Here is a 21,608-nt window from a genome sequence, read left to right as displayed (position 1 = left end):
TGAATAAATAAAAGGATACCATTTGCAGGTATCCTTCTAAAGTCTTTTTAATGCTATGAATTATCGCTAATTCAAATACCGGGTTTAGACGGCAGCAGCAATCACCTGTTCAGTGCTTAACACATCCTGGTCGATCAGACGGTTGGTACATGCAATAATCGCTTCAATTGAAGAGGTCACGATGTTGTCATGCACGCCCGCACCAAAGGCAGATTTACCTGTGCCTTTTACTTGAAGTTCAACCAATGCCAAGGCTTTGGCATGTGCACCTGAACTGATGCTACGTTCTTCATAGTTCAAGACATCAATCGGCAATTGTAATGCATCCAAGATCGCAGAGATCGGCCCGTTACCTTCACCACGCAAGTGCTGGGTTTCGCCATTGACTTCAATATCCAGCTCAATCATCTGATTGCCATTTTCATCTGACAATTTGTAGTTTTTGGCAGAGTAATGCGCATCTTTCGCGGCAACATACGTCTCTTTGAACAAGCTCCAGATCGCTTGTGCTGAAATCTCAGTACCATCTTCATCAGTTTTTTGCTGCACGATTTGCGAGAATTCGATCTGTAAACGACGTGGCAAGGTCACGTTGTAGTTCGATTCTAATAAGTAAGCGATACCGCCTTTACCAGACTGTGAGTTCACGCGAATGACAGCGTCATAGTCACGGCCCAAGTCTTTCGGATCGATCGGCAAGTACGGCATATCCCAGATTTCTTCGTTTTTCTGGAATTCGAAACCTTTTTTGATGGCATCCTGGTGTGAACCAGAGAATGCTGTGAACACCAAGTCACCCGCATATGGATGACGTGGGTGGACTGGCAAGCCCGTACATTCTTCAACAGTTGCAATGATTTCGTTGATATTCGAGAAATCCAAGTTTGGTGCAACACCCTGGGTATACATGTTCAAGGCAATTGCCGCTACGTCCACGTTACCGGTACGCTCACCATTACCGAATACACAACCTTCAACACGGTCAGCACCGGCCATAATTGCTAATTCAGACGCTGCGATCCCACAGCCACGGTCATTATGGCAGTGAACTGAAATGATCACGCCGTCACGACGCTCGATGTTACGGTGCATCCATTCCACCTGATCGGCATATACGTTTGGTGTAGAGACTTCGACAGTGGCTGGCAAGTTCAAGATCACTTTGTTTTCTGGAGATGCTTCCCAGATTTCAGTCACAGCGTCGCAGACATCTTTGGCAACTTCTAATTCAGTTGCAGAGAAACATTCAGGACTGTACTGGAAGACAAATTCAGTTTCAGGCTGTTTTGCTGCGTATTCTTTCACTTTTTGCGCTGCATTTATCGCTAACTGTTTTGCACCTTCAACGTCTACGTTCAACACTTTTTGACGGAAGGTTGGAGAGTTAGAGTTGTAGATATGCACGATTGCGCGTTTCGCACCTTGTAAAGATTCAAAAGTACGTGCGATTAAATGGTCACGTGCCTGAACCAATACTTCGATGTAGACGTCATCCGGAATATGACCTTCTTCGATCAATTTACGAGTGAAGTCGAAATCAATTTGAGAGGCAGACGGGAAGCCGATTTCAATATGTTTGAAACCGATTTTTACCAACATCTGGAACATTTTGAACTTCTGCTCGATGTTCATTGGCTCGAAGATCGCCTGGTTACCATCACGCAGATCAGTACTCATCCAGATTGGCGCTTTAGTGATTTCATTGTTCGGCCATTGACGGTCTGGTAAGTCCACACGTTGATACATGCGACGGTATTTTTTACTTGGATCAGCCAACATCATGAGAGAGCTCCTTAGGTAGCCTGGCATACTTGCTTGGTGTAGCAGTTGCTCGGTCTACAGCATAGATTTTGTCTATATATTCGTTTACAGGCAGGTGAGGGTAAATTAGATCAATCCTGTCTTTTTTAAGTTTTGATCATCAGGATCGACCAGACACCTGCATGGTGAACCTATAATTAAATTTTAGTCCAGAAAACGTGAAAAGTTTTTGCTTTTTCTATGGATTTTAGTCGTATCTTAAAAAAGATTTTCTTATAAAGTTGTTAATTGGAAAAATATTTCTATAATCTATTTTAATCTTGTTGGATTTTCCTGTAATTAAGCGATAAGGCTAAAATATTTCTTTATGTGATAGCTTTATTAGAAGTTCTTAAGCAATGCGTACATGAAATCTTTCATATCAAAAAAATAAAGGCTAGTTTGATGAATCCAGACTAGCCCTTAATATCATGAAGATTGCTTAGATCAGTATTTAAAATGTAGGCCTAAAACGCCACTGATGCCTTCTGCTTCAGTGGCATAATGGGAAGAATAGGCTTTGGTAAAATAACGTGTATCGGACAGGTTATTGATATTCAACTGTAGATCTACATTTGGGTTCACCTGATAACGTGCCATGGCATCGTAACGCACATAACCGGGAACAAATTTGGTATTGGCGGCATTGCCATAGACTTTATCCATTGCCACAGCACCGGCACCCAATGTCAGTTGAGGCATGACCTGATAGGTCGTCCATAAGGTTGCACTGTTTTCTGCTACGTTCTGAACCCGATTGCCATTGTTCGAGCTTGGTACATAGATGGGATCTGCTGTGGTTCCAATATTTTCAAAGCCACCATCAATCAGTTCACTATCCAAATAGGTATAGCCTGCGGAAATTGCCCATTTCTCGGTGACATTTCCATTGATACCCAGCTCAATCCCATCGACACGGGTCTCACCGATATTACGGGTACTGCCATCAGCATCGGTGGAGCGGGTATTGGTTTTTTCAGTACGGAAAATGGCAGCCGTCAAATTCAGTTTATCTTCCAGAAGATCCCATTTAGTTCCCAGTTCCATGGTACGAACTTTTTCAGCTTTTAAATTTTCAATAGCTGCACTAATACTTTCAGAGCCATCACCGCCATCGACACCGACCGGATTCGATGAAGTGGCATAGCTGACATACATACTGCCATTTTCTCTTGGCTTAAAGACCAGACCGGCCTGATAATTAAAAAAGTCTTCTTCATTTTCGAGGGTAAGCTGATCACCTGGAACGGCGGTAATCGGCGTATTGTTTGCGCCTGTCACCGCATTATTGAATCGTCCATAGGTCAAGGTTTGCTGGGTTTTATAATCATCCCAACGTACACCCAGATCCAGAATCCATTGCGGATGCAATTCGATACTGTCCAGTAAGTAGATCGACTTTGATTTGGTCTCGATACCATAACGGTCCGCACCATCTGTGCTAATTGTCCCCGTCCAGGCGCCCCGGTCTGGATTGTCTACAGAAGTACACCAACCTAAGGCCACATTGGCAGAAGTACCACAGGCCGCAAAAGAGCTTCCAGTAGTATTCAGACCATTAATAATATATTGGGTACGTTCGGTATCCTGATCTGAATATTCTGCACCTAGGTTAAAGCTGTGCTGAATAGCACCAGTATCAAATTTACCGGTTAAAGCCAGTAGGTCAGTAAAGGTATCGGTATCTGCGATACGTGAATTGGCCCGCGCCCAGACATTGCCATTCAAAATGAAGTTCCCACGTGAATCATCGGGGTTGGTCCAGAGATAATCATTTTTAGAGCGATTAAAGACCGCCGTATTACTCAGGGTCAGATTGTTATTCAGGTCATGTTCCAATTTAAGGGTACCAATCTGGTTTTCCTGTTTCTGGAAATCACGATCTTTCCAGCCATAGTATTGACCTGCTTTCACATCAATTGGTTTCCCACTGCCATTTAAAGCGACATTGGCATTGGTCGCTGCAAATGGATTGTTATAGGGAATGCCGGAGTCTGGAATATCATCAGTTTTCAAATAGTAATAACTTAAAGTTCCACGCGTTGCGCTGTCTAGGCCGAAACTGAAACTGGGTGCAATACCGGCACGTTTATATTCTGCGCCATCATGCTGACCCGCTTTTTCATTTTGATGGCCCATGACTGCGACACGAGCCGCCATACCATTGCCGAAGTCCTTGTTAGCATCCAAAGTGATACGTGCATACATATCTGTACCACCCGCAACAGAGCCTTCCAGCGCATCTCCCTTTTTCGCCACTTTGGAGATCATATTAATACTGCCACCCGTAGTGCCCGCACCGCCCATGGCAGAAGCAGACCCTTTGGTGACTTCGACCTGTTCGACGGCAAACATTTCTCGGTTTTGTGAAGTTGAATTCCGCACGCCATCGACATACATTGAACTTTCCGAGTTATAACCCCGGATAAAAGGCCGGTCCCCATTCGGATTGCCGCCTTCACCTGCGCCTAAAGTAATCCCCGGTACAGTACGCAAAGCATCAGCCAGAGTGGTAACTTGAGTGTCTTCAATCAGTCGTTGAGGAATCACGACCACAGATTTTGGCGTGTCGAGGAGTGGAGCAACAAACTTGCTATTTGCTGACTGATCGACTTTTAGACCCGGCACGGGTTCAGCTTGTACTTCCTGATGAATGGTCTCAAGCTGTACCACATTTTCCTGTGCAATCGCGTGTGCAGATGCAAAAGAAAGGGAAGAAAAGATGGCTGAAGAAACTATTTTTTTACGAGATTTTATATAGCTCATAATGATTCTTTTTTATTTTTAAGTTTGGATTCGCAAATAATAATTATTATTGTTATCGTTGCTATCCTTCTTGCATTGATATTGGCGATGAACAAAATTTAATCAATTTAAAAAATAGATAGACTAGAGTGCGAACTGAGAATTAAAACCATGTTTTTAATATAGATTGATTAAATATGGATCTTATTTGGTTTTTATTGATAATAGCTATTGATATATAAAGCTATGTTGAATTGCCTTTAAAGACGCTTCAAGGAGTTAAGGGTAAGATATTTAACTAATTTATTTTTCATTTTTATTTTCAATTAAATCCTAATTAATCAATTCCCCTAAATAGACAGTCCGGTTGAATATCTGCCACGGTCGCTGTTCCCATTAAGGCCATGGTAATCTCAAATTCTTCTTTCAGGATTTTGATCACATGCGCTACGCCCAAAGCTCCGGCAGTCGCCAGACCATAAATATAAGGACGGCCAATCAGGACAGCAGAAGCACCTAAGGCAATAGCCTTGAATACATCCGATCCACGACGGATGCCGCCATCATAGAGCAGAGGAAAATCTGCTGGCACCACCTTTTTAATCAGCTGCAAGGCAATGAGAGGAGAAATGCAGGTATCCAGCACGCGACCGCCATGATTGGAAATGATCAGGCCTTTTACCCCATGCTGAATGGCCAGCTGGGCATCCTGAGGATGCACGATTCCTTTTAGAATCACGGGTAAATCGGTTTGCTGTACGATCCAGGCAATATCTTCCCAAGTCGGGGCAATTTTCATCAGTCCATTAAAAACGGGATGATCACCTTCCTTTAATTCCGGAAGGGGAATATGGGTAGGTGTATGTGGATGTTGCATGCCTTCCGGTAAATGGAAAAAGGCACGACGTTCACGATCGCGGATGCCGGTGTGTGGTGAATCCACGGTAATTACCAGCGCCATATAATTGTGTGCTTCAGCCATTTTCACCAATGCTAAAGATTTTTCCCGATCCCCTTGCCAATACAGCTGAAACCATTTGCGTGGATTGTCCTGCTTTAATGCACGCATATCAGTATTAGTAAAAGTACTGAGAATCATATTGCTGCCCATCACTTGTGCTGCGAGGGCAGACGCGGCTTCTGCTTCAGGATGAAACTGCTGCTGATGTCCAATCGGTGCCAGAAAAATTGGATGCGGAAATTTTTGTCCGAACATCTCGATTTCAGTGCTGCCTTGAGTCAGATCTTTCAGCATACGCGGTAGAAGCTGAATATCCTGAAACTGCTGTAAATTGTCCCGGACACTGATTTCATCCATGGAGCCACCCTGCAGATAATCCCAGACCATGCTGGAGAGATGTTTCTCGGCTTCGACCTCATAATCGGCGATGGTTTGTAGGTAGGCCGGGATTTGGGTTAATGGTGCCATTGGTTCACGTGACATTATAAATCACCCCACTGACGAATCAGGTTGTGATAATGATGGGTGAGTTGCAGAACTTCTTCAGTATCGCCAATCTGCTGGCGTAGTTTGATAATGGTCATGTCCAGATCAAACAGCATGCTACGTTTGGCATCTTCACGAACCATACTTTGAATCCAGGTCACGGCAGCAATACGCTTGCCTTGAGTCACAGGTTCAACCCGATGCAGGCTGGTCGATGGATAAACAATCACATCACCAGCGTCCAGTTTGACTTCATGGCAGCCATACTGGTCTTCAACGACCAGCTCGCCACCTTCATATTCATCGATTTCAGATAAAAATAAAGTCAGTGACACATCGGTACGAATAGCCTGTCCGAGCAGAGGAGAATAATGAATGGCATTATCCACATGATTGCCATAGGTGCCTGAATCCTGATAGCAGTTAAACAGGGGCGGCAGGATATGTTTCGGCAGGGCAGCAGAGGTAATTAAATGATGACTTTTCAGCGCCTGTAAAATGATAGGGCTAATCTGCTGATACAGAACAGAAGAAGAATCCAGCTGCAGGTTCTTTTTGATTTTCTGTGCCTGACTCCCGGCACTGAGTTGTCCATTCATCCAGTGTTCTGAGCGATCCAATTGCTGTCTCAGTTCGGCAACTTGTGCTTTGCTTAATACTGCCGGGATATGTAACATCATTTTAAAAGCATTCCTGCAATTGAAAATATCGTGCATTCAAGAGAATACACGATATTGATAGATAGAGATAAAAGCTGAATTAAAATTTATAGTTCAGAGTTAAAGCTGCTGAACGTGGTTGACCCAAGATCACACGGCCACCTCCATTATTCAACGTGCTGATGTACTCTTTATCTGCCAGATTATAAACATTCAGGTTTAAGGAAGTCTGGTCATTAAAGGTATAACCGGCCATAGCATCAAACACCACATAGCTTGGAATACTTGGCATATTCGCTGCTGCAGTACTATCGGTAATCACACGTTTTTGCTCATCCACATAACGTGCGCCTAAGCCCAGTTTTAAACCAGCAATGTTATAGGTCGTCCATAGTGAAGCGGTCCATTCAGGCGACCAGCGTACACTATTGGTCTGGGTCACTACACCCGTGTTGGAGTTGACACTGAACTGGTCTTTTTGCTCGGTTTTCATATGGGCAACACCTGCTGAAATATTCCAGGCATCAGTAATTTTACCGACAGCACCCAATTCGATTCCTTTAACTGTAGTTTTACCTTCCTGAACAGACTCGCGGGTAATCGGATCTTGGGTAAACTGGTTTTCATTTTCGGTGTAGTATGCCGCAGCATTTAAAGCCAGATCACCATCCAGCAGGTCCCATTTGGTGCCAATTTCATAATGATGAGTCTCTTGAGGGTCTGCTGCCGAGCTGTTTATTCCTGTAGTTGAAAGGCTAAAGTTGCTGCTACCCGGCGGTGTCAGGGATTTGGCATAAGATGCATAGACACTGCTGTAGGCGGTTGGCTTATATACACCACCGAGCTTCCAGCTGAATAAAGTGTCATGGGCTTTTAAATCTGTTTTGGTTTCAGTCACTGCTAGTGTCGTACTATCGGTTGAGTAACCTAGTGCATCGTAATTGGTATCGTAATAATCGACACGGACGCCACCATTAAGTTGAAAACGTTCGCCAAACTTGAGCGTATCGAAAAGATAAGCAGCCGCCGTCTGGGTTTCACCATCCGAATAAGCGCCCGTATACACAGGATCAGGCAGATTCTGGTGACGGTCAGGATGGTATAGATTCGCGGGTGGTGTACTGTTAGTAGGCTGCCCTGGCATTTGTGTAGCCAGTGTTCTGGAATGTTGCTGCTCTTTTAATAGCTCTACGCCAGCGACCAGATCATGCTCTACTGAACCGGTTTTGACATTCCAGTTCACCGTGCTCTGATTGGCCAGAATTTTATTTTCCTGATCGACACCCTGACGTGAACGGCTTACAGTCCAGTCTTGAGGATTGGTAGAGTCATTTCTTGAAAGGCTATTAATCCCCGTCAAAGTACGCTGCATATGGGTATTGCCTAGACGGGTAATATTGGTAAATTTCAGATTATCAGCCCAGTCACTTTCGATTTTGGCTGTATACATATCGGCATCAACATCTTCATGGTCATCTGCGTGACCATAATAATTTTCACGGTTCACTTTAGGTGCGCTGGCGATCAGCGGGTCTGCATTCCAAAATCCTTTCATGCCAATCGTTGGAATACCGCCATCTGGAATGTTACGTTGGCGGATATGCTGGGAATAAAGATACAGTCGAGTATCACTATCCAGACCAAACGCTATAGAAGGGGCAACAGCCCAGCCTTGATTCTGGATAAAGTCGCGGCCTTCTACACCGCCATCTTGACCCATTGCATTTAAACGGACAGCAACGCTGTCATTGATCGCCTGATTAATGTCAGTGGCAAGACGCGTATGTTCAGCCGTATTGTAGGTGGCAGAGACTTCACGACTGTTTTCCAAATGAGGCAGTTTGCTGACCAGATTCACATAACCAGACGCCGTACCACGTCCACCTTCGGCACCAGCAGGGCCTTTGACGACTTCCACCTGTTCCAGGTTAAATACATCACGACTCACAGCGCCGAGGTCACGAATGCCATCCAGATAGGTGGAGCTTTGAGTTGAAAAGCCGCGCATCTGGAAGGCGTCGCCAGCACTGGTATTCCCATTCTCACCGAGTTGTAAGGTAATTCCTGGCGTATTGCGTAAGGCTTCAACCAAAGTAGTCGCACCTTGTTCTTTTAATAAGTTTTTGTTGATAATCGAAACAGTTTGAGGCGTATCTACTAAAGCTTGGCTAGATTTAGCAGAACTCAATTGATCTACTTTATATTCATTTGCAGTTTTATTCTTAACTGTAATTTCTTGAAGCTGAATAACGCCTTCATTGGTGATGTTATCTGCATGAGTGATCAGTGGCAAAGTTGCAGCAAGTGCGACCAATGAAGTCTTGTAATGATGTTTTCGGCTTTTGATATGCGCCATGTGACAGAATTCCTGAATTGAATAATATTTCCCTTACCACCTTGATATGCTCGAGTTCATCAAATAGCAGCAATTATGGAGTTATTGTTATGGCCTTTAACAATTTTGCGAATTGTAGTGATAATAATTATCATTAACAATATTTAATTAAATCATTCTTATGAATTTATGGATGAAATTACTGTTTAATATTCAAACTTTAATCTGGGATTTCTATTAAGAAAAATTTCAAAATAAACTTATTTTTCAGTTTTTTACCTAAGATTAAAAAATGTAATTATTTTCTATTTAAAGCTTTTTATCAAAAGGTTTATAAATACAACTAAATCTAGATTTAAAGTTTTATATCTTTCAGAAAATGAAAATAGCCTCACGAATGAGGCTATTTTTTGATGAGGGAAGAAGCTAAAACTTAGTATTTAAAGTTCAGAGAAAGAACTGCGTTACGGCCTTCTGCTTCAGTTGCATAGTGAGATGCATAAGCTTTAGTGAAATAACGTTCATCAGATAAGTTATTTACATTTAACTGCAGGTCAACATTTTGATTTACATTATAACGTGCCATGGCATCATAGCGTACATAACCTGGAACATATTTAGTATTCGCTAGGTCACCATACACTTTGTCCATCGCAACTGCACCAGCACCGATTGTTAACGCAGGGGTTAGATCATAAGTCGTCCAAAGTGTGGCTGAGTTTTTCGCAACGTTAGGCATTTTATTTCCATTGTATGGACTATCTTCATTTGTACATACAGTTGGTCGACCGCTACATTTTTTTCCATTATCAACAGCTTCACTGTCTAGGTATGTATAGCCCGCAGAGACTGCCCATTTATCAGTAAGATTACCGTTTAAACCAAGCTCAAAGCCATCTACCTTACTTTCACCAACGTTAGCATAAGTAGTCGGTGTTAACTGAACTCGAGCATTCTGTTTTTCAGTACGGAAAATTGCAGCAGTCAAATTCAATTTGTCATTAAATAGATCCCATTTCGTACCAATTTCAAATGTGCGGCTTTCTTCAGGATCGAGATTGCTATAATTTTCTGCAATACCTTCTGAACCATCACCTGAGTCAACACCTACAGGGTTGGCTGAAGTAGCGAAGCTTGTGTAAATAGATCCATTTTCACGCGGTTTAAAAGTAAGACCTGCCTGGTAAGTGAAGAAATCAGCGTCACTTGAAATGGTTTCACCTGAAGCATTGGTTTTTTGCTTGGTATCAAAGTCATCCCAACGCAATCCTAAGTCCAATAACCATTGCGGATTGAGTTCAATGTTATCCAGTAAATAAATAGAAGCTGTTTCTGTGGTAGTGGTCGTGGTAGCTCTGTTGGCTGTACGAGCACCTAACCATTGATCACGTGAGTTTGGATTGGTTAAAGAAGTACACCATGCATCATTATTTGCACAATCACTGTTAAATCCACCTGTCGTGCTATCAGGGTAGCCAGGGTAGGTGGTTGAATAGTTACCTTTATCAGATTCTTGTTTAGAGTATTCAACACCTGTATTAAAGCTATGCTTTAGAGCACCGGTATTAAACTTACCTGCTAAAGAAAGTTGATCGCTAAAGGTTTCTGTATCTGTAATCCGTGAGTTAATACGACGCCATACTTTATCATTGAGTACGTTACCTTTTGAGTCATCAGGCTGCGTCCATAGATAATCATTTTTTGACTTGCTATAAATAGCAGTATTACTCAAAGTCAAATCATCAGTCAGATCATGTTCTAATTTAAGTGTACCAATCTGATTTTCCTGTTTCTGGAAATCACGATTTAATAAACCATAGTAGATGCCTTGTTTAACATCGATAGGTTTACCGACAGTCGCTTTTTTATCTTTGTCATAATTATATGGAACACCAGCATCAGGCGTATCATCAGTTTTTAAGTAGTAGTAGCTTAAAGTCCCACGGGTAGGGGTATCCAGGCCAAAACTGATACTTGGCGCAATACCTGCACGTTTATATTCAGTACCGTCTTTTTGACCGGCTTTTTCATTATGATGACCCATCACAGCAACACGCGCTGCAATGCCATTACCGAAATCTTTGTTACCATCTAAAGTGATGCGTTGGTAATTATCGGTACCTTGTGCAATGGAACCTTCTAAAGAATCACCAGCTTTAGCAACTTTAGAGATCATATTAATACTACCGCCAGTCGTACCGGCACCGCCCATTGCAGAAGAAGAGCCTTTGGTCACTTCAACCTGTTCGACTGCGAACATTTCACGGTTTTGTGAAGTCGCACTACGTACGCCATCTACATACATCGAGCTTTCAGAGTTATAACCACGAATAAATGGACGGTCGCCATTCGGGTTGCCGCCTTCACCCGCACCCAAAGTAATACCCGGTACAGTACGTAAAGCATCAGAAAGTGTAGTGACTTGAGTGTCTTCAATCAGTTGCTTAGAAATAACTGATACAGATTTAGGTGTATCCAGTAAAGGTGCAACAAATTTCTTATTTGCGGAATTATCTACTTTTAAACTTGGTGCCTGTTCAGCTTTAACTTCTTGATGAATAGTTTCGAGCTTGACCACATTTTCATCAGCCACAGCATTTACAGTTACAATCGAGAGGGAAGAGGCAATCGCCGATGAAACGAGTTTTTTACGTGATTTGATAAACGACATGTGGGAACCCGAAAAAAGCTTAAAATTTATGTATGCGAATAATAATAATTCTTATTTAAATTAAGAATTACTTGCAGATAGGAAATGGCGATTTAAATAATTTTATTAATTGGTTTGATCAATGTGATAGTGTATCAAAATGTTTCTAAGTTAATGTATTTAAACTAAATCTGATTAATAGATTATTATCGTTACTTTTATTGAGATTATTAGAGTTTAAAAATTTTGAAGAAAAGATAAAGAAAAGTTTACTAAAAGTCCTATAAAAATCCATAAATGCCGATGAATGAGATGATCTGTCCAGTTTGAGTAATCAATATATCTACTCTTATTTGAGGGAAGGGATATTCAATCAAAGAAAAATGAATTTGACTGAATAAATTTGATTATTACAGCATCAATAAAGACGATTCAAGTATTGTGTTTTGTATATCTGCAAATGTTGTCATATAATGTGGCACATTTTTATAAACCTGTTATTACCAAATATATAGAGGAAGCCATGCAAGTAACTTCTGAAGCGGTTTCGGGCGTTGCCCGTCGTTTAAATGTTTCTGTACCGACGAGCCGTATTAATGAGCAATTTGAAGCTCGTTTAAAACGCACTGCTAAAACTGCGAAGATCAACGGCTTCCGTCCAGGTAAAGTACCTGTAAACGTAGTTCGTCGTGAATACGGCGCTGGTATCTACCAAGAAGTTGTCAACGACATCATTCGTGACACAGTTTTCGAAGCAATCCAACAAGAAAAAATCAACGCTGTTGGTATGCCAAACATCGAAAAAACTGAAATGAAAGACGACGCTTTAGTTTATGAAGCGACTGTTGAAGTTTATCCAGAAGTTGAAGTGAAATTCGAAGGTCTGGAAGTTGAACGTAAAGCGTCTGAAGTAAATGACAAAGACGTTGAGAAGATGATTGAAAATCTTCAAAAACAACGTGCTTCTTGGACTGAAACTAAAGGCATGGCGAAAAAAGACATGCAAGTAACTTTCGACTTCGAAGGTACTGTTGATGGCGAAAAATTTGAAGGCGGCGCTGCGCAAGACTTTAAACTTGTTTTAGGTTCTGGCCGTATGATCCCTGGCTTCGAAGATGGCATCATCGGTATGAAGAAAGGCGAAGAGAAAGTGATCGATGTTACTTTCCCTGAAGATTACCAAGCTGAAAACCTTGCTGGTAAACAAGCTCAATTCAAAATCAATGTGAAACTTGTCGAAAAACAAAAACTTCCAGAAATTGATGCTGAATTCCTGAAAATCTTCGGTATTTCTGAAGAAGATGGCGTTGAAAAACTGAAAGCTGACGTTCGTAAAAACATGGAACGTGAAGTGAAAAACGGCCTGCGTAACCAGGTTAAAGGCGCAACTTTCGATGCACTTGTAGCTGCAAACGAAGTTGAACTTCCATCTGCAATGGTTGCTCAGGAAATTGATCGTCAACGTCAACAAATGATCCAGCAGTTCACTCAACAGTTCGGTGCTCAAGGCGCGAAAGCATTTGATTCAAGCATGCTTCCAGATGACCTGTTCAAAGAACAAGCTGAGAAATCAGTTAAACTTGGCGTATTGGTAAGCCGTATTCTTGCTGATGCGAAAATCGAAGTAGATCAAGCGCGCGTTGAAGCTTATATCGAAGATATGGCTTCTTCTTACGAAGATCCAAACGAAGTGATCGAATACTTCAAAAATGACAAGCAACAACGTGCTCAAATCGAAGCAGTTGTACTTGAAGACCAAGTTGTTGATCACATTCTGTCATCTGCTAAAGTGACTGATGCGACTGTAAGCTATGAAGACTTATTGAAAGAGCAACAAGCTCGTCAACAAGGCTAATTCAAGCTTTCCATAAAAAGGCGCTTCGTGCGCCTTTTTTCATATTAGTAATTTCTTGACATATCTGATTTTCACAAAACTAATGCAAAAAATATGATGGAATTATTCGCGATTATTTTGCAATTTCATTGATTATCCCTCATATTGTGATTATGGATTAAGTCACAAAAATTTAGGAATAAATAAACCTATGTATGTTCCAACGATTGAAAACGCTTTAGTGCCAATGGTGGTAGAACAATCCTCTCGTGGTGAGCGTTCTTTTGATATTTATTCACGCCTTTTACGTGAGCGGGTAATTTTTCTGACAGGTGAAGTTGAAGACAATATGGCCAACCTGATCGTTGCGCAAATGTTGTTTTTAGAAGCTGAGAACCCAGATAAAGATATTCATTTATATATCAACTCACCGGGTGGTTCGGTGACTGCTGGCATGGCGATCTACGATACCATGCAGTTTATTAAACCGGATGTTGTGACTTACTGTATGGGTCAGGCAGCATCAATGGGCGCATTCCTGCTTAATGCAGGAACTAAAGGCAAACGTTACTGCCTTGAAAATGCACGTGTCATGATTCACCAGCCTTTGGGTGGTTTCAAAGGTCAGGCATCAGATATTGAAATTCACGCACGTGAAATTCTGTTCATTAAAGAACGTTTAAACCGTTTAATGGCTGAACATAGCGGTCAGGACTATGAAAAAGTGGCACGCGATACAGACCGTGACAACTTCATGACTGCTCAGCAAGCGAAAGAATACGGTCTTGTGGATGAAGTTTTAACGAAACGTCCATAAGTTTTAGAGATTGAGATATTGGAGTAAATATGTCCGAACATCCTCAAGGACAAAAGCATTGTTCATTTTGCGGTAAAACGCAGTCTGAAGTCGGAAAGCTGATTGCAGGCGAGGACGCATACATTTGTAATGAATGTGTGGACGTATGCTTAGATTTGGTTCAAACCAGTCAACAGGTCGAAACCAATGACTGGGCGAACCGTCCTTTACCGAAACCGCATGAAATCCGTGCGGCGCTCGATCAATATGTGATTGGTCAGGACGTAGCGAAAAAGACATTATCTGTGGCCGTATACAACCATTACAAACGTCTGAAAGTACAGACCAATGGTAAGAAAGCAGATGATTCCGTTGAAATTGCCAAAAGTAATATCCTGCTGGTCGGTCCGACTGGTTCAGGTAAAACTTTGCTGGCACAAACCCTTGCCCGTCTTCTGGACGTTCCATTTGCCATGGCAGATGCAACAACCCTGACTGAAGCGGGTTATGTGGGTGAAGATGTTGAAAACATTGTACAAAAGCTTTTGCAAAAAGCTGATTATGATGTCGAAAAAGCGCAAAAGGGCATTATCTATATCGATGAAATCGACAAGATTACCCGTAAATCTGAAAACCCATCCATTACTCGTGATGTATCAGGTGAAGGCGTACAGCAAGCCTTGCTGAAAATGATCGAAGGTACGGTTGCTTCAATTCCACCACAAGGTGGCCGTAAGCATCCGCAGCAGGAATTCATTCAGATTGATACTTCGAATATCCTGTTCATCTGTGGCGGTGCATTCTCAGGTCTTGAGAAAATCGTACAGCAGCGTCAGGAGAAAGGTGGTATTGGCTTTACTGCAGAAGTCCGTAATAAAGACGAAAGCAAAAAGCTGTCTGAATTGTTCCGTCAGGTTGAAGCGACTGACTTAGTGAAATTTGGTCTGATTCCAGAATTCATTGGTCGTTTACCCGTGATTGCGACTTTGGATGAGCTGGATGAAGAAGCTTTAATGCAGATTCTGACTGAGCCGAAGAATGCATTAACCCGTCAATATAAACATTTGTTTGAGATGGAAAATGTGGACTTGGTCTTTGAAGATTCAGCACTACGTGCGGTTGCGAAAAAAGCACTGGAACGTAATACTGGTGCGCGTGGCCTGCGTTCGATTCTGGAAAATTCATTGCTAGAAACCATGTATGACCTGCCGAGTCGTAGCGATGTAGGCACCGTGGTGGTGAATGAAGCTGTCATTAATGGTAAAGCTGCACCAGAATTTCGTGCTGAACGTCAACCACATGACGAGCCAGAAACAGCGGCAAAAGTTGATTTAAAGGTGGTGAATAGCAAATCTGCTTGATTGCTATTCGTCAGAAACGTGCGAAAACCCCGTGTTTTCGCACGTTTTTTATTTCCAAAAGATAAAAGCAGATGCTAATCTCAACATCTAGGCGTGGACGCCGAAAGCTATAGAAATATATCGCAAAGCACTTGCATACAAGAATAAAGACGCAGTGAGGGATAAGCATGCGTGGAGTCGCAATGGTGCTCATCGGCAGTTTGGCGCTGATGGGTTGTCACGGTAAAAAAGCCGTAGTTGAGCCTACACAGCCACTCAGCACTTTAAAAAATATTGATCTTGAAAAAAAACCGGGCTTCGTCGAACAGCATCGGGTGGGGATGTTTACGATTGGTGGCTGGGTCAACCAGAAACAGGGCAATCATTTTCAGGCAGTTAAACCTCAGCATGAGGATGCTGCAATCGTTTATTTATACCGCCCGGATTCCAAATGGAACCGTCAGGAAATTGTCGCTGCCAGTCTGTTTATCAATCAGCATCGTATTCCGAGTTTATTGCATAATCATCATTACTGGATTGAGTTACCTGCAGGTACTTATCGTTTGAGTACCAGTCGTCCTTTAGGTGCGTTGCACTTCCAAAAACCTAAGTATCTGGACTTTACAGTAGAAGCGGGCCAATCCTATTTTATTAAGTATGATGAAGAAAATCTAAGCACCCGTCGTAGTGTTCCTGGACCTCTGATGCTGATGCCGAGCAGTGTGGGCCTTAATGAAATTGCTTTTACCCAGTTAAAATCGGACAGTTTTAACTTTTTTGCACAGGATCAGGAAACTGGGAAAATCCGCAAGAAAGCCCAGAAAATTAAGGCAACTGAATATGATCCATCTACAGATGTACAGTTGACGACACCATTTAAACTCTGGGATCCAAGAACCTGGTAATTAATTTTAAAACTCCAATAAAAAAGCACCCATCTGGGTGCTTTTTTCATGCAGCTTAAATTAGCCTGCAGCAGCGTCAACTACTGGAATCTTGCCAATTTTCGCTTGCCAGATTTTTGGAGCAGTCGCGTGTACAGATGTACCATTTACGTCAACTGCAACAGAAACAGGCATATCTTTCACTACAAACTTGTAGATCGCTTCCATGCCCAAATCAGCAAATGCAACCACTTCAGCTTCACGGATTGCTTTAGATACGAGGTATGCAGCACCACCTACAGCCATGAGGTAAGTCGCTTTGTTGTCTTTAATTGCTTCAACAGCAGCAGGACCACGGTCCGCTTTACCGATCATGCCATAAAGACCAGTTGCTTCTAATACCTGGCGAGTGAATTTATCCATACGAGTTGCAGTTGTTGGACCTGCAGGACCTACAACTTCGTCACCCACTGGATCAACAGGACCTACGTAGTAGATGAACTTGCCTTTCAAATCAACAGGAAGTTCTTCACCGTTGTTCAGCATGTCTACCATACGTTTGTGTGCAGCATCACGGCCAGTATAGATTGTACCGTTTAGAAGCAGCGTATCACCTGGTTTCCAAGAGTTCATTTCTTCTTGAGTGATATTGTCGAGGTCAACACGTTTAGATGATGAAGAATCCCAAGTAACTGATGGGTAGTCTTCAAGGCTTGGTGCTTGAATATGCGCAACACCTGAACCATCAAGCGTGAAATGTGCGTGACGGGTTGCTGCACAGTTCGGGATCATGCCGACTGGTTTGCCCGCAGCGTGACAAGGGTAATCTTTAATCTTGATGTCTAGAACAGTGGTTAAACCGCCAAGACCTTGAGCACCAATGCCCAATGCGTTTACTTTCTCAAAGATTTCGATACGAAGTTCTTCAAGTTTGTTTTGTGGACCACGACGAAGCAATTCGTCCATGTTGATCTCTTCCATCAATGCTTCTTTGGCAAGCATCATGGCTTTTTCAGCAGTACCACCAATACCGATACCCAGCATACCAGGAGGACACCAGCCTGCACCCATAGTTGGAACAGTTTTTAATACCCAGTCCACGATTGAGTCAGACGGGTTCAACATTGCCAGTTTAGATTTGTTTTCTGAACCGCCACCCTTAGCAGCAACAGTGATGTCTACTTTGTTACCTGGAACAAGTTTGTGATAGATCACAGCAGGCGTGTTGTCTTTGGTGTTCTTACGGCCAAAAGCAGGGTCAGCCAGTACAGATGCACGAAGTACGTTAGAGTTTTCAAGATAACCTTGACGTACACCTTCGTTGATCGCATCGTCAAGGCTCATGGTTAAATCAAATTTAACGTCCATGCCCACTTCAACAAATACGTTGACGATACCAGTATCCTGGCAGATAGGGCGGTGGCCTTCTGCACACATGCGTGAGTTAATTAAGATTTGCGCGATCGCATCTTTCGCAGCTTTGTTCTCTTCACGGTCGTACGCACGGCTCATCGCTTGGATGAAGTCTTGTGGATGATAGTAAGAAATGAACTGAAGCGCATCTTTAACCGATGTGATCAAGTCATCTTGCTTGATAATAGTTGTCATACAAATATCTCTTGAGCGGGCTGTTAGCTAGCGGGCTAAATTATAAGACAAATGAATCCGGTTGTGGGCGTTTTGCAGGGACATTGGCCAAAAGTTTATAGTTTAAGCAATAAGGCATATTAATTTGGCTGAAGGATTGGTGAAAAATGACAGGTTTTTGTCATATTTACTGTCATATTTCAGCTTAAAGTTTATTTGAATATAATTAAATTTATTATAAATATATGATTTATATTAATTAATTAAAATTATGAAAATTTCATCATTGTCATATAACTGTCATAAAACTTTTACATAATGCGCTTATCAAATGAATGATGAGTTTTCTTTATGACCCTGACTAGTGTATTGATGGTAATTGCTTTTAGTCTTTATATCGCTGCTACTTGGTTCTACGGCCAGAAAGAAGATCAAGCTTAAGCTTTATCTTCTTTTTTACATTTTAAAAGCTAAAAAATTAGCCTATCTTCAAATCTTCAAATCTTCAAATCTTCAAATCTTCAAATCTTCAAATCTTCAAATCTTCAAATCTTCAAATCTTCAAATCTTCAAATCTTCAAATCTTTCAAATCTTCAAATCTTCAAATCTTCAAATCTTCAAATTACCTTAATAAAAAAACAATATTTCAATCATCTTGGTCTTGCCACAACACGCCTGTGACACAGTTATTTTTCTTCATTACATTATTAACCCAGAAAAACTCAAAGCCTGAAAACCCTTACACACAGCCAATTTTTTAGGGCTTAGACTGAGGTCTCTCAACTTCTATAAATAGGGCAATTGGAATGAGTAACTTTAATACAAATGACATCAAAGAACATGCTTCAGTAATTGCTTCAGATGGTACTCAAGTTGGTAAAGTGGATCATTTAGAAGGTCAGGACAAGATTAAATTGACAAGAAGTGATGACGAGAATAATGAGCATCATCTGATTCCGATCAGCTGGGTAAGCGAAGTGAAAGATGACAGCGTGATCTTGAATAAAACAGCAGAAGATGTGCACAAAGAATGGACCACGGTATAAGCATGATCGTTGCTTGATTTGTTCTGCTTTGGCTTAAATAGTCAAACTGGATACAAGTTTAAATAGGCAAATCTGATCTGTTAAAGTGGTAAATGCCAGCCTGATCGGCTGGCATTTCTTTTGTGTCATAAATTTTTTTATTTTAGTTTTATTTACTCATAGCGCGGATTACGAACCTGCATAATTTTTTGAGCTAGACAATCTGTAGATTATAGAACGTCTAATGATTACCGAGAAAACTTATAAAATAGATCAATAAAAAAACCACCCGATCTTTTGACCGGATGGTTGTGGAGTGTTAAAGAAAATTAACTAGCTTGCTGATCAGCCTGAATCGCAGTTAAAGCAATGGTAAATACAATGTCATCGACCAGCGCACCACGTGACAGGTCATTCACCGGCTTGTTCAAGCCTTGCAGCATCGGACCGACACTCACGACATTTGCTGCACGTTGTACCGCTTTATAAGTGGTGTTACCAGTATTTAGATCAGGGAAGATAAACACATTGGCACGACCAGCGACTTGTGAATCTGGTGCTTTCTGACGACCCACACTTTCAACTGAAGCGGCATCGTATTGAAGTGGACCATCAATCAGCAGATCAGGACGACGCTGCTTGGCAATCTCAGTCGCTTTCGCCACTTTTTCTACGTCTGCACCTGTACCTGAAGTCCCGGTAGAGTAAGAAATCATGGCAATACGTGGATCAATGCCAAAGGCTTTTGCAGAGTCAGCAGACTGAATCGCAATTTCCGCCAGTTGTTCAGCATCCGGATCTGGATTAATCGCACAGTCACCATAAACATAGACCTCATCTGGCAGCAGCATAAAGAATACTGAGGAAACCAGTGAATATTCAGGCGCTGTCTTGATCAACTGGAAAGCAGGACGAACGGTATTGGCAGTCGTATGTACTGCACCAGAAACCAGACCATCCACCTGATCAAGTGCCAGCATCATAGTGCCGAGTACCACAGTATCCTGTAACTGTTCACGCGCCTGTAATTCATTGATTTTGCCTTTACGCAGTTCAACCATTTTTTCGACATAATTCTCGCGAATCAGGTCGGGATCAATAATTTCAAGATCGTGCGGTAATTCAATATTGCGTGCTTTAGCAACTTCAACCACTTCTTCCGGTTTTGCCAGCAAGATACAGTGCGCAATCCCACGAGATTGACAGATCGCAGCCGCCTGAATGGTACGTGGCTCATCACCTTCCGGAAGCACAATACGTTTTTTCGCAGTAATCGATTTTTGTACCAGTTCATGACGGAATGCAGAAGGAGACAGACGTGGCTTATAAGAACCATTGATTAGCTGTGCAATCCATTCTTCATTTAAATGACTGGACACAAAACGAGTGACCTGTTCAGCACGTTCAGTATCATCACATGGAATTTCATTGCTTAAATTGGCCAGACTTTGGGCAGTTTCAAAAGTGCTAAGTGGCGTATGCAGAATAGGCAGACCATGTTTAATCGCTGTCTGGCAGAACTCCAGTACAGCCGAATTTGGCTCATAATGTTCAGTCAGTACCAGTCCTGCCAATGGAATGCCATTGCTGCTCGCCAGGCTACTTGCCAGCAAGACATCAATACGGTCTGATGCACTAATGATCAGCTCGCCAGCCACGAATTTATGCAATTCATGTTCAATATTGGACGCAATTAAACTGCTGTGTAAGACACGGCGCTGTTTTGCTTCACCCAAGTTCACCCAGTCTGCTGAAATATGCGCTGCCAGGTCAGAAATACGTGGCACACTTAAAGTATTACTGAATGGAACCAGACCAATGACTGGAAGCTTTTCAGACCCAATATGGGCATGAGTTTTCTGAATAGCTGCTATAAATTTGTTGGTATCACTAATCAGGCGTAAACCAGGATCAATAGTCACCGGGATATGGGCAGAATCTTCAGGTAAGCCTTTGGTGCGCATAAATAATACGCCAGCCATACGGGTAGAAGAGGACCCACCCAGATAACGTAATTGGCTTTCAATTTTTTCAGCTGCCACTTCAGGCTGGTTGATATCAGCATTGCTGACAATAATGACTTTGGCATCGAGTGCCTGTGCCAAGGCTGCATTAAAGCTTGACGCAAAGGTATCACGGCTATTGGGTACCAAACCTTCAACAATAATCAGGTCATGATTTTTGGCAATCTCACGATGCAGGCGTACTGCATCTTCAAGCAATTCATCTGTTTCACCAAGATTAAAGCGCTGAATCAGACTTTCATAAGCAATCGGTTCAACGGTTTCACTTTGGGATAAATGACGATAGAGTGCTGTAGTGCGATCTGTATCCTGACTTTTTTCCTGTGAAAAAGGTTTCACAAAGCCTGCCTTTACCCCTTGGCATTCTAAAGCATATACCAAACCTAAACAGGCTGAAGTTAAGCCAACGCCTTCCCCGGTCGGCACCAATAAAATCGTTTTCATAAGTAATATCAGTCGCGCAATAATAGAAATTAGGTAA

The 21,608-nt window shown here is 42.1% G+C and carries 13 protein-coding genes; 5 read left to right on the top strand and 8 right to left on the bottom strand.

Going from position 1 to position 21,608, the window contains the following annotated elements:
• Window positions 1–84: 84 nt before the first annotated feature.
• The 6 genes from leuA to FTV31_RS00655 all read right to left on the bottom strand — a co-directional run bounded on the left by leuA (window position 85) and on the right by FTV31_RS00655 (window position 11,657).
• Window positions 85–1,782: a 2-isopropylmalate synthase gene (gene leuA / locus FTV31_RS00680; RefSeq protein WP_180012665.1), complete on the bottom strand. Its 1,698-nt coding sequence runs from the start codon at window positions 1,780–1,782 to the stop codon at window positions 85–87.
• Between the two features lie 465 nt (window positions 1,783–2,247).
• Window positions 2,248–4,566 (bottom strand): TonB-dependent siderophore receptor, encoded by a 2,319-nt coding sequence (locus tag FTV31_RS00675; RefSeq protein WP_180012664.1) that lies wholly within the window; start codon window positions 4,564–4,566, stop codon window positions 2,248–2,250.
• A gap of 316 nt (window positions 4,567–4,882) precedes the next feature.
• On the bottom strand, window positions 4,883–5,989 hold the full coding sequence (locus tag FTV31_RS00670; RefSeq protein WP_180012663.1) for an alpha-hydroxy acid oxidase: 1,107 nt from the start codon (window positions 5,987–5,989) through the stop codon (window positions 4,883–4,885).
• A complete protein-coding gene (locus FTV31_RS00665) occupies window positions 5,989–6,672 on the bottom strand; it encodes a Fe2+-dependent dioxygenase (protein ID WP_071320590.1) in 684 nt (227 codons plus the stop codon). The genes FTV31_RS00670 and FTV31_RS00665 overlap by 1 nt, the downstream gene beginning before the upstream one ends.
• Before the next feature lie 79 nt (window positions 6,673–6,751).
• On the bottom strand, window positions 6,752–9,007 hold the full coding sequence (locus tag FTV31_RS00660) for a catecholate siderophore receptor Fiu (RefSeq protein WP_180012662.1): 2,256 nt from the start codon (window positions 9,005–9,007) through the stop codon (window positions 6,752–6,754).
• 412 nt (window positions 9,008–9,419) lie between these two features.
• The gene (locus FTV31_RS00655; RefSeq protein WP_180012661.1) at window positions 9,420–11,657 is read right to left on the bottom strand and encodes a TonB-dependent siderophore receptor; all 2,238 of its coding nucleotides are present in this window, start codon (window positions 11,655–11,657) and stop codon (window positions 9,420–9,422) included.
• A gap of 502 nt (window positions 11,658–12,159) precedes the next feature.
• Between FTV31_RS00655 and tig the strand changes: the two genes are divergently transcribed.
• From tig to FTV31_RS00635, 4 genes are all read left to right on the top strand, one after another.
• Window positions 12,160–13,491, top strand: coding sequence for a trigger factor (gene tig, locus FTV31_RS00650; protein ID WP_180012660.1), 1,332 nt, complete (start codon window positions 12,160–12,162; stop codon window positions 13,489–13,491).
• A 190-nt stretch (window positions 13,492–13,681) separates the two neighbouring features.
• The gene (clpP, locus tag FTV31_RS00645) at window positions 13,682–14,287 is read left to right on the top strand and encodes an ATP-dependent Clp endopeptidase proteolytic subunit ClpP (protein WP_004781985.1); all 606 of its coding nucleotides are present in this window, start codon (window positions 13,682–13,684) and stop codon (window positions 14,285–14,287) included.
• A 29-nt stretch (window positions 14,288–14,316) separates the two neighbouring features.
• The gene (clpX, locus tag FTV31_RS00640; protein WP_064094817.1) at window positions 14,317–15,627 is read left to right on the top strand and encodes an ATP-dependent protease ATP-binding subunit ClpX; all 1,311 of its coding nucleotides are present in this window, start codon (window positions 14,317–14,319) and stop codon (window positions 15,625–15,627) included.
• Window positions 15,628–15,794: 167 nt separating this feature from the next.
• Window positions 15,795–16,511, top strand: a complete 717-nt coding sequence (locus FTV31_RS00635) for a DUF2846 domain-containing protein (protein WP_004781989.1) — start codon at window positions 15,795–15,797, stop codon at window positions 16,509–16,511.
• 60 nt (window positions 16,512–16,571) lie between these two features.
• Here the strand turns inward: FTV31_RS00635 and FTV31_RS00630 are convergent, their stop codons facing one another.
• On the bottom strand, window positions 16,572–18,098 hold the full coding sequence (locus FTV31_RS00630) for a fumarate hydratase (protein WP_005232211.1): 1,527 nt from the start codon (window positions 18,096–18,098) through the stop codon (window positions 16,572–16,574).
• A gap of 786 nt (window positions 18,099–18,884) precedes the next feature.
• Here FTV31_RS00630 and FTV31_RS00625 point away from each other — a divergent pair.
• Window positions 18,885–19,124: a DUF2171 domain-containing protein gene (locus FTV31_RS00625; RefSeq protein ID WP_004781996.1), complete on the top strand. Its 240-nt coding sequence runs from the start codon at window positions 18,885–18,887 to the stop codon at window positions 19,122–19,124.
• A gap of 308 nt (window positions 19,125–19,432) precedes the next feature.
• Here FTV31_RS00625 and pta read toward each other — a convergent pair whose 3' ends face one another.
• Window positions 19,433–21,571, bottom strand: a complete 2,139-nt coding sequence (gene pta / locus FTV31_RS00620; RefSeq protein ID WP_180012659.1) for a phosphate acetyltransferase — start codon at window positions 21,569–21,571, stop codon at window positions 19,433–19,435.
• Window positions 21,572–21,608: the final 37 nt, after the last annotated feature.

The organism is Acinetobacter sp. YH16031 (genome assembly GCF_013417335.1).
In the GTDB taxonomy this organism is placed as follows: Bacteria; Pseudomonadota; Gammaproteobacteria; order Pseudomonadales; family Moraxellaceae; genus Acinetobacter.
The sequence above is the reverse complement of the archived record's forward strand: the minus strand, read 5'-3'. Positions and strand labels throughout refer to the sequence as shown.